1 protein-coding gene is annotated in these 345 nt (G+C 60.6%); it reads left to right on the top strand.

Annotated features, from left to right (window positions below; all coding sequences use genetic code 11):
* Positions 1–31 precede the first annotated feature (31 nt).
* A partial coding sequence (locus B7449_RS17170; protein WP_048883907.1) for a transposase occupies positions 32–345 on the top strand: 314 nt, incomplete at its 3' end.

Raw genomic sequence — 345 nt, 5'->3', positions numbered from 1 at the left:
CTGGTCCATACTTCACCGAAAGGAAGTATGAATGACCATCTCGAAGGAACTCCTGGACGAATTGCTGACGGGCGTGAAGCGTCCTGAAGACCTGCTCGGAGCCAGCGGGTTGCTGAAGGAGCTGAAAATTCGGCTCATGGAGCGTATGCTGGGTGCGGAGTTGACCGCGCATCTGGGCTATGAGGAAGGCAAGGCTGCCCCGCCGGGCCAGTCGAACCGGCGGAATGGCTCCACGACCAAGGTGCTGAAAGGCCAGGAGGGCACCTTTCCAGTGACGGTGCCGCGCGACCGCGACAGCAGTTTCGAGCCGGAGCTTGTAAAGAAGGGCCAGACCCGGATTGACGG

The sequence above is a fragment of the Komagataeibacter intermedius TF2 genome, assembly GCF_000964425.1.
Taxonomy (GTDB): Bacteria; Pseudomonadota; Alphaproteobacteria; order Acetobacterales; family Acetobacteraceae; genus Komagataeibacter; species Komagataeibacter intermedius.
This window is presented reverse-complemented; position numbering and strand designations above follow the sequence as displayed.